This window comes from Roseisolibacter sp. H3M3-2 (genome assembly GCF_029211165.1).
In the GTDB taxonomy this organism is placed as follows: domain Bacteria; phylum Gemmatimonadota; class Gemmatimonadetes; order Gemmatimonadales; family Gemmatimonadaceae; genus Roseisolibacter.
Genome location: NZ_JARGEK010000190.1, coordinates 1 through 9064, shown reverse-complemented (window position 1 = coordinate 9064; position 9064 = coordinate 1). Strand labels below are relative to the sequence as shown.

The 9064-nt window shown below is 77.6% G+C and carries 7 protein-coding genes; 4 read left to right on the top strand and 3 right to left on the bottom strand.

All coding sequences use genetic code 11. The features are described from left to right. A partial coding sequence (locus tag PYV61_RS15415) for a hypothetical protein (protein ID WP_275833121.1) occupies nt 1-1222 on the top strand: 1222 nt, incomplete at its 5' end. A 12-nt stretch (nt 1223-1234) separates the two neighbouring features. Here the strand turns inward: PYV61_RS15415 and PYV61_RS15410 are convergent. From PYV61_RS15410 to PYV61_RS15400, 3 genes are all read right to left on the bottom strand, one after another. Continuing rightward, a complete protein-coding gene (locus PYV61_RS15410) occupies nt 1235-3877 on the bottom strand; it encodes an RtcB family protein (protein ID WP_275833118.1) in 2643 nt (880 codons plus the stop codon). A 73-nt stretch (nt 3878-3950) separates the two neighbouring features. Further along, complete coding sequence (locus tag PYV61_RS15405) at nt 3951-4271, bottom strand: hypothetical protein (protein ID WP_275833116.1); 321 nt, start codon at nt 4269-4271, stop codon at nt 3951-3953. Between the two features lie 57 nt (nt 4272-4328). Then, nucleotides 4329-6014: a TROVE domain-containing protein gene (locus PYV61_RS15400; RefSeq protein ID WP_275833114.1), complete on the bottom strand. Its 1686-nt coding sequence runs from the start codon at nt 6012-6014 to the stop codon at nt 4329-4331. Between the two features lie 850 nt (nt 6015-6864). Here PYV61_RS15400 and PYV61_RS15395 point away from each other — a divergent pair. The 3 genes from PYV61_RS15395 (at nt 6865) to PYV61_RS15385 (ending at nt 8830) form a co-directional block, all read left to right on the top strand. Beyond that, complete coding sequence (locus PYV61_RS15395; protein WP_275833112.1) at nt 6865-8001, top strand: metallophosphoesterase; 1137 nt, start codon at nt 6865-6867, stop codon at nt 7999-8001. A 231-nt stretch (nt 8002-8232) separates the two neighbouring features. Beyond that, the gene (locus PYV61_RS15390) at nt 8233-8487 is read left to right on the top strand and encodes a hypothetical protein (RefSeq protein ID WP_275833110.1); all 255 of its coding nucleotides are present in this window, start codon (nt 8233-8235) and stop codon (nt 8485-8487) included. Between the two features lie 31 nt (nt 8488-8518). Then, a complete protein-coding gene (locus PYV61_RS15385) occupies nt 8519-8830 on the top strand; it encodes a hypothetical protein (RefSeq protein ID WP_275833108.1) in 312 nt (103 codons plus the stop codon). Nucleotides 8831-9064 lie beyond the last annotated feature (234 nt).

The following is a 9064-nucleotide window of genomic DNA, read 5'->3' as shown; positions in this document are numbered from 1 at the left end:
GTCGGCGGGGCTCGTGGCGTTCGTGGTCACCGCGGCGCGCAGCGGCCCGGGCACGCGCACCGCCGCGCTGGCCGCCGCGCCGCTCGCGCCCGACGCCACGCCGGCGGCGCACGTGCCGCTCGGGGTGGCCGCGCGCTTCCCGGTGGCGGTGGTGGACGGGTGGCTGGTGTACGCGCCGCCGCGCGGCGTCGCGCTGCAGGCCGTGCGCCTCGACGCGCGCCGCCGCGCGGTGGTGGGGGAGCCGGTGACGGTGCTCGACGAGCGCGGCGACGGGCTGCAGGCCGCCCAGCTGTCGCGCGACGGGACGCTGCTGTACGTGCAGACGCAGGCCGGGACGATGCCGGTGCTCGTGGACCGGGCGGGCGCGGCGCGGCCGCTGCTCGACGCGCCGGGGGCGAACCTCATGAACCCGCGCCTGTCGCCCGACGGGCGGCGGCTGGCGATCCAGAGCGCGACGCCGCAGGGGAACGACGCGCACGTGTGGGACCTGCCGACGCGCACGCTGACGCGGCTGACGACGAGCGGGAACGCGATCCACCCGACGTGGATGCCCGACGGCCGGCGCGTGATCTACGCCGCCGCCGACGGGGGGACGCAGGCGCTCTGGTGGCGCGACGCGTCGGGGAGCACGCCGCCGGAGCGGCTGGCGCAGGCGTCGGGGGCGTTCGCGCCGGCGGTCGCCGCCGACGGGCGCACGCTGTACTTCCAGCGCCTCATCGAGGGGCGGTGGAGCCTGTGGCGGCTGCCGCTCGACGGCGCGGCGGGCGCGCGCGCGCCGCAGCGCGTGGCCGCCGAGGCGTTCGACGAGACGTGCCCCGCGCCGTCGCCCGACGGACGCTGGCTGGCGTACGTCGCGAACCCGCGCGAGCGCCCCGAGCCCGACGTGTTCGTGCGCCCGGCCGCGGGGGGCGCGGCGGTGCAGGTCTCGCAGGCCGGCGGCACGGAGCCGGTGTGGTCGGCCGACGGGCGGCGCCTGTACTACCGCGGCGCGGGGCGCGTGGTGGCGGCGACGCTGGCGTTCGACGGCGCGCCGACGGTGACGGCGCGCGCCCCGCTCCTCGACGACGCGTTCGAGGGGGAGATGCCGCACACCAACTACGACGTGGCGCGCGACGGGCGGCTGGTGATGATCGCCGGGAGCACCGGGGAGGACGCGCGCGCGGTCGTGGTGGTCGGCTGGGCCGCCGAGCTGCGCGCGCGCCTCCGCGCCGCGGCGCGGTAGCGCGCCGGGACGCTAGTCCTTGTACGGGTCGAACTCGTCGGCGCCGGCCATCACGACGACGAGCGGCCGCAGCGTGTGCAGCACCTCGATCGTGTCGCCCTGCGCCGCCAGCACGTCGGGGAGCCGGCGGTAGGCGTGCGGGCTCTCGTCGAGCCCCCCGCCGCGCAGGATCACGTCGCGCTCGCGCAGCCACCCCTCCATCATCGCCGGGCTCACCGCGCCCGGCCGGAGCACGCGCCCCGTCTTCCGGTCGCGCTTCCCGGCCGCGGCGGTGCGCGACAGGACGCGGCCGGCGCCGTGCACGGTGGAGAAGAGCGCGGCCCGCTGCGCCGCGCGCACGTCGTCGGCGCCCGTGCCCGACGGGTCGGCGCCGCGGATGATCACCGCGTCGTCGCCCATCGACCCGCCGACGAAGCCGAGCTGCCCCGGGAACGCCGGCGTCGCGCCCTTGCGGACGACGATCAGGTCGCGCCCGTCGTGCGTCTCGCGCCACGCCCAGTTGTGGTGGTTGTGCACGAGCTCGAGCTCGCGCGCGCCCATCATCGCCACGACCTTGCGCGCCACCCACTCGCGCCCGACGTACGCGTAGCGCCCGGCGAGGTGCATGAGCTCCCAGTAGTCGTCGCCGCTCGGGGAGCCGAGGTGGAGCAGCGTCTCCTGCTCGGCGGCGCGCTCCCCCCAGCGCTTCCCCTGCGCGATGGCGGTGAAGCCGGTGGCGACGGTGTGCCCGAGCCCGCGGCTGCCGAAGTGCACGCCGACCCACAGCGCCCCCGCCTCGTCGGCGAAGACGTCGACGTAGTGGTTGCCGCCGCCGATGGTGCCGAGCTGCTGGCGCGCCTTGGTCTTCAGCGCGCCGACCTCCTTCTTGCTGCCGGGGACCGCGCGCCACGCCGGGTCCTCGAACAACGGATCGTCGGTCGGCGCGTCGTCGGCGCGGTTGCGGCGCCCCATGCCGAAGCTGAGGGTCCCCGCGATCTCGTCGGCGAGGTGCTCGAGCGCCTGCTTCTGCTTCTCGGGCGTCGGCCCGAGGTCGGCGAGGGTGCGGTCGGTGCGGATCGCGGCGTTGCCGCAGTTGTGCACGACGACGCCGGCGGCGAGGAACGAGTGCGCGGGGTCGCCCGTGACGACGTCGAACACCTCGCGATCCCCCGCGTCCTCGACCGACGCCACCCGCACCCAGCACGCCTCCCCGTCGACCTGCGGGTCGACCGCCGCGCCGGGGAGCCGACGCGACGCCCCGCGGCGGTCGTAGATGGCGTGGTAGACGAAGCCCTCCTCGACGCCGTGCCGCGCGGCCACGTCGCGCATCACGTCGCGCCACCGCTCGCCGCCGGCGTGGCGCGCCCGCGCCTCGGCCTTGGCCGCGTCGCGCGTGCGGACGAGCACCTCCCGCTCCCAGACGACGCTCGCCACCCGCGCCGCCGCGCGCCGCTTGGCGGGCGCGTGGCAGAATCCCACCTCGGCGGCGAACCGCACCTGCGCCGCCTGCCCGCCGAGCACCTGCACCACCCAGGTGCGCCGCGCGCCGCGCGGCGGTCCGCTCTCCGCGACGCTCGTCTCGAAGCCGAGCGAGCGCAGCAGGGCGGCGACGAACTCGATCGCGTGCGCGACCTCGCCGGCCTGCTTCACCTGCAGGTTCGGGACGACGCCGTTGGCGTGCGTGCGCGGCGTCGTCATCTCGGCGCTCGCGAAGCCCGAGAGGAACTGCGCGCGCGCCCAGGCCGGCAGCGCGAACAGCCACGGCATCGGCCGCGCGGGCCACGCCTTCTTCCCGACCGGCGCCCCGAGCGACGCCAGCAGCGCGTGGAGGGCCGTCGACGCCACGCGCACGTGGACCTCCGGCCTGTGCTCGGGCCGCCGCTGCCGGCGGTAGCAGGTCGCCGGGAAGCCGACCGCGGCGAAGTCGGCGAGGAGCGCCGCGCCGTCCTCCTCCTGCGTGGTGTACGCGCTCACGAACTTGCCGTCGCGCGTGAGGTGGCCGTCGCCGCAGACGTAGCCGAGCAGCCGCAGGAGCGGCGCCAGTCGCGGGTCGTCGGTGCGGAACGGCAGCCACCCGCGCCCGGCGAGCACGCCCGCGGCGTGCGGCGTCAGCGCGCCGGGCGCGATCTCGAACGGCGCGTGGGGCGCGTCGGGGAGGCCGGTGTGCACCACGCACGCGACGCGGTCGCCGGGACGCAGCGCGCCGGCCTCCCGCCACCCGTCGCGCGTGAGGATCTCGTGGTCGGGGGTGGCGACCAGCGCGCGGCCGTTGGCCAGGGAGAGGCGCAGCGTCGGGCGCGTGCCGCGGGCGATCGCGCCGAGGTTCGGCGCGACCGGCCGCACCGCGCCCGCGTCGCAGCAGGTCACGGGGTCGGCGGCCCGTACGTCACGGATGGCGCGGCTCCGCCCGTCGGCGCAGACGACCGGCGTGTCGCCGGCGAGGCAGGCGATGTCCACCCCGACGCCCATCACCGACACCTGCTCGTGGTACGCCGCGACGCCGCCGACCGGCATCACGAAGCCGTGGTGCGCGTCGGCCATGAGCGCGGCGTGCGCGGTGTGCCGCGACACGGCGCGCATCTGGTCGAGCGTGCCGGCCTCGTGCTCGCCGAACACGGCGATGCCGTCGACGATGCGCGGGCCGGTGGCGTCGTGCTTCTTCTCGGGGGTGTGCATGGGGCCTCTCGTGGTGGGCGCCGTCGCCGGAGGGGCGACGAGGCGTGGCAAGAGAAGGTCCGGGGACGCAGCGTCAGGTCGTGTCCTCCCACGGGCGCGCGTCGCCGCGCTCCTCGGCCTGCCGCGCCCGCTCCAGGCGGCGCTCCTCGGCGCGCTGGGCGACCGTGGCTTCGAGCAGGCAGTGGACGAGGGCGGTGCGCACCCGCACGCGGGACCCGACCAGGTCGCGCACGGTGAGCCAGCGCGGCGGCCAGCGGCGGGCGAGCTGGCGCTCGACCTCGACCGCCGCCGCCGGCGAGAGCAGGACCCACCCGAACGCGCCCCGGAGCACCCAGTAGTCGCCGAGCGGCGACGCCGGCGGCTCCTCGAGCAGTGCGGCGAGTCGGTTGGTCATGTGGAGTGAGGGTGGGGCGCCGGCGGCGCCGCGCGGCGCGCCGGTCCCCCGGCTCGCTCACGCCGCGCCGCCCGCGCCGATGAAGTCCGCGATCACGTGGGGCGTGGCCGCGTCGAAGCCGACCACGTCGAGCATGCCGGCGTCGTCGGGGTCCGCGATGCTGAACCCGTTCGACGCCATCGCGACGACGACCAGCCGCGCCGCGAGCCCCGTGCGCTCCCGGTACGCGCGGAGCGCCTGCGCCGGGTGCACGTCCCCGGCCCACGTCTCGCTGTCGGTGTAGACCACGAAGGCGTCGACCTCCCAGCGGTGCCGGCGCGCCTCCAGCATCGGGAGGGCGCAGTCGGTGCCGCCGAAGCGGAGCGCCGCCGTGGCGCGGAGCACGTCGTCGAGCCGCTGCCGCGCCGACAGCGCGAGCGGCGTCAGCCCGCTGCCGAGCCCCGACGCCGAGTGCAGCGACGGGCGCGCGCCGTCGGTGAACGCGACGGCGCGGTACGACGGCTCGACGGCCGCGGTGACGAGCGCCATCGCCGCCGACGCCTCGCGGCACGAGACGAACGGCAGCCCGTGCACCGGCGCGGCCATGGAGCCCGACACGTCGAGCGCCAGGAGCACGCGCCGCCCGGTGGACGGGACGGCGCCGAACGCGCGGTAGAACGCGCCGTCGAGCGCGTCGGCCACCGCGGGCACCGGCGCCCAGGCGCCGGAGCCGCGCATCCCGCGCCCCCGCGCGTACGTGCGCAGCGCCGCCAGCAGCGCCAGCGGGTGCAGGGGCGTGCGCGCGATCGCCGACCCGGCGCAGAACGTCGCGGCGACGGTCGCCGTGGCCGCGGCGCCGGGCGCGAGCAGCCCGACGCGCGTCATGACGCCGAGGTTGCGCACGAGCGCGCCGAGCGGCATCCCCTCGAGCAGCGCCTCCCACACGACCGCGTGGGCGAGCAGCCCGGTGGGCACCATCTCGCGCGTGAGCCCGTAGATCGCGATCACGCGCGCCGCGTCGGCGGGCGGCATGCCGCGCACGGCGTGCATCGCCTCCAGCCGCTCGACGACGTCCGTCTCGGCGACGCCGCGGCGCTCGACCGCCGCGTCCCACCCGCGCGCGGCGAAGCGGAACAGCAGGTCGTGCGTCGGCGTCGGCGGCGCCGGGTGCGCGAGGCGCAGCGCGTCGCGGTGCGACCAGCCGTCGCGGGCCTGGTATTTCATGACCTGGTACGCGAGCTCGCGCGGGGCGCGCTGCGTGTACCACCGGCCCACGGCGGCGCGGACGCCGCGCCCCCACCCGCGGAACGCCTTCAGGTACTGCAGGAAGTGGAAGAGGTGCGTCCCCGTGCGCGCCACGCGCGGGAGCGCGGCCAGCGCCGCGGCGCGCGTGGCCGGGTCCTCGGCCGCGGCCGCGAGCGCCAGCACGAACAGCGCCGGGTCGTTGCGCGCCGCGCGCCCCGACGCGCTCACCTCGACGACGCGCGCGACGGCGCGCGGGCCGTCCTCGGCGAGGCACGCCTGCGCGGACGCGGCGCCCTCGCGCGTGAGCGTCCGCTCGCCGACGTGGAACGTCCCGCCCTCGCTGCCGAGCACGAGGAAGCGGTCGAGCCGCGTCCACCGGTCGACGCCCCAGGCGAACCCGCCCGCGGCGTTGGGGACCTGCGTGGTGCCGGGGATCGGCTCGGCCTGCGGCGTGGTGCCGGCCAGGCCGGTGGCGAGGCGCCGGAGGCGCGTCGCGACGTGCTGCGTGAAGTCGAACATGGCTCGCCCTCCGTGGGTGAGTCGTGGTGGGGGAGTCGGGCGGAGAAGGGGTGCGCTCGGTGCCGGGGCTCATCCCGGCGATCGGTGAGAGCGATGACCGAGTCACGGCGCCCCGCCCGACGCGGGGTGTCGCACGGGCGGGCCGGGGATTCGAACCCCTCGGCTCGCGCCTTTACCCAGGTAACCCTCGGCCGGCGGCCCGCCGCGCGTGCGGCGGGCGAAGGGTGGCGAGGGCATGACCCGCCGCGTGCGACGGCGTGTGTGCGTGTGCTGTGCGTGTGGTGGCCCGCCGCCGGACGACGGCGCGGCGCGCGCGGGCAGCGGGAGTCGCGTGTCTCACGGCACGCGCGTCCTCGCCGCCGCCGACGGCGGACCACCGGGTGGAGCAGACGAAGCAGGTACTGCGTGTTGCTGCTGCGTTCCCGGACCTTCGCTTGTCAAACAGCGCGGGGCCGGCCGGGGGACGACGAAAACGCCCCACCCGGCCGAAGGCGCAGGTGGGGCGCGTGTGGGCGCTCCGCGGGACGGGGCGCGCCTACGGGCGCGCGGCCGTGCCTCCTGCGTCGGATCTGGGCGCGCGATAGGCACGCCCCTTCACGCCCCGGCGGCATTCGCCGGCGGCGCGGACGGTCGGTCGACCGAAGTCGTCTTGGTGGCGTGGCATGGCGGCGCGAGCGGGAGGGTGGAAACGCGAAAGTCGCGTCGTCGATGGCAGCGCGAGGCGCGGCGCGCGCGGGCGTGGAACGCCGGCGGGCGGAGACGACACTCGTGCACATCGGGACGCGACTCCCAGGGCGCCGATGATAGAGGCGTCCTGCGTGTTTGTCAACCGTGTGCTACTATCTCGCGCATGCCGACCCCGATCGCCGCGCGCGCCGCCGCGCTCCTCCTCGCCTGCGCCGCGCCGCTCGCCGCGCAGGCACCCGCCGCCCCCGTGACGGCCATCGCCCGCGCGCGCGAGCCGCTGCCGCCCGAGCACGCGACGGCGAACGTCGCGCGCTTCTCGTACATCGTCTACGGCGACACCCGCGGCCGCCGCGACGGCGTCGCCGAGCAGTACGAGCACGGCCTCGTCGTCGACGCGATGCTGCGCGTGATCGCCCAGCTGCGCGACGGGCCCGAGCCGGTGCGCTTCATCCTCCAGAGCGGCGACGCGGTGGTGAACGGGCGCGACCCGAAGCAGTGGAACGTCAGCTTCGTGGGGCTCATCAACCGGCTGACCACCGAGGGGGGCGTGCCGTACTTCCTCGCCCCCGGCAACCACGACGTCACCGGCTCCGGCGACCTCGCGAGCCCGGGGCGGCAGGAGGGGCTGCGCAACTACCTGGCGGCGGTCGGCCAGCTCATCCCGCCCGACGGGGCGACGCGCCGGCTCCCCGGCTACCCCACCTACGCGTTCGGCTACGGCAACACGTTCGTGCTCGCCTTCGACTCGAACATCGCCGAGGACTCGACGCAGCTCGCGTGGGCGGAGGCGCAGCTCGCGGGGCTCGACCGCCGGCGCTACCGGCACGTGGTCGCCTTCTTCCACCACCCCGCGTTCTCGTCGGGGCCGCACGGCGGGCCGGTGGTCGAGCGGCCGACGGCGGCGGTGCGCGCGCGCTGGATGCCGATGTTCCGGCGCCACGGCGTGACGCTCCTCTACACCGGCCACGAGCACCTCTACGAGCACTGGGTCGAGCGGTGGCGCGACTCGGCGGGGCGCGCGCGCCGCCTCGACCAGATCGTGAGCGGGGGCGGGGGCGCGCCGCTCTACGCCTACACGGGGGAGCCGAGCCTGCGCGAGTACGCCGCGGCGTCGGGGCGCGACTCGGTGCGCGTCGAGCACCTCGTGAAGCCCGGCGTGGAGGCGGGCGACAACCCGTACCACTTCCTCGTCGTGCGCGTCGACGGCGAGCGGGTGACGATCGACGTCGTCGGCGTCGACTGGGGGCGCAACTTCCAGCCGTACCGCAGCGCGCGCACGACGATCGGCGCCGCGCCCTGACCGCGACACGCGTCGCGGGCGCCCCGCGCCGGCGCATCACGGCCGCGTCACGACCACGCCGCCCCCGTGACCGCGGTCACCCGCGGCGCGAGAAGGCGGGCCCGGCCACCATCCCGCGGGCGGCCGGACGGCGTACCGTGTGCCGGGGCGGGCCCGCCGCGTGGCGGGCGCCGGCCGCGGGCGGACCACGACGCGGAGGGAGGGATGGGCTGGCACCGGAAGACCACACGCATGCCCGACCGCCGGGCGTCGCGGGCGGGGAGCGCCGGGGAGCACCCGGGCGCGCTCACGGGCGCGGTCACGCGCGCGCCGCGCGACCCGCGGCGGCCCCCCTACGCGGTGATCCCCGACGACCCGGCGCTGGTCGCGATGCGGCGCGAGGTCGCCAACCGGCTGCGCGCGGTGTGCGCCGGCATGGACGCTGCAGCCTTCGAGCTGCTGGTCCGCGACGTCGCCGCGTTCAAGCTGCGCTGGGCGTCGCGCTGAGTCCCCGGCCGTCGCAGGAGGAAGGAGACGCATGAGGCCCCGCGCGGTCGGCACGCCCTGCCCCGAGTGCGGGGCCACCGTCCCCGTCGGCGCCCTGCTGTGCCGCTGGTGCGGCGCCTGGCGCCCCACGCGCCACCACGTGCGCGCCGCCGAGCCGCTCACGGAGCCGAGCCGGCGCCCCGGCGACCACCGCCTCCTGCTGCGCGCGCTGCTCGCGCGCGGGGCGCTCGGCGCCGCCGGCGCGCTGCTCCAGACCGCGCGCGAGGTGATCGCCGCGCGCGCCCCCGCGACGTCGGCCCCGCCGGCGGCCCCGCCGGCGCCCGACGTGGCGCCGAAAAGATGAGCAGTTCCTACCACGCGGACGCGGGACCGGGCGCGCTACCCTAGGCGCGCCGGCACTCCCGTCGTGACGCGACCCCGCGCGGATCGGGGCGCCGGCTTCACTCCGGCCCCCACGCGCCATGTCCCGCGTTCCGTTCGTCCCGTACGCCGCCGCCTGCCTCGCGGCCGCGTCCCTCCTCGCCGGCTGCCGGGCCGACCGCGGCGCGGCGCCCGCCGCCGCCCTCGCGCTCGCGCC

Coding starts and splice junctions, on each gene's coding strand:
- PYV61_RS15385 (WP_275833108.1), top strand. CDS start 8,519: ATGAGGCCCCGCGCGGTCGGCACGCCCTGCCCCGAGTGCGGGGCCACC.
- PYV61_RS15410 (WP_275833118.1), bottom strand. CDS start 3,877: ATGCACACCCCCGAGAAGAAGCACGACGCCACCGGCCCGCGCATCGTC.
- PYV61_RS15395 (WP_275833112.1), top strand. CDS start 6,865: ATGCCGACCCCGATCGCCGCGCGCGCCGCCGCGCTCCTCCTCGCCTGC.
- PYV61_RS15400 (WP_275833114.1), bottom strand. CDS start 6,014: ATGTTCGACTTCACGCAGCACGTCGCGACGCGCCTCCGGCGCCTCGCC.
- PYV61_RS15390 (WP_275833110.1), top strand. CDS start 8,233: ATGCCCGACCGCCGGGCGTCGCGGGCGGGGAGCGCCGGGGAGCACCCG.
- PYV61_RS15405 (WP_275833116.1), bottom strand. CDS start 4,271: ATGACCAACCGACTCGCCGCACTGCTCGAGGAGCCGCCGGCGTCGCCG.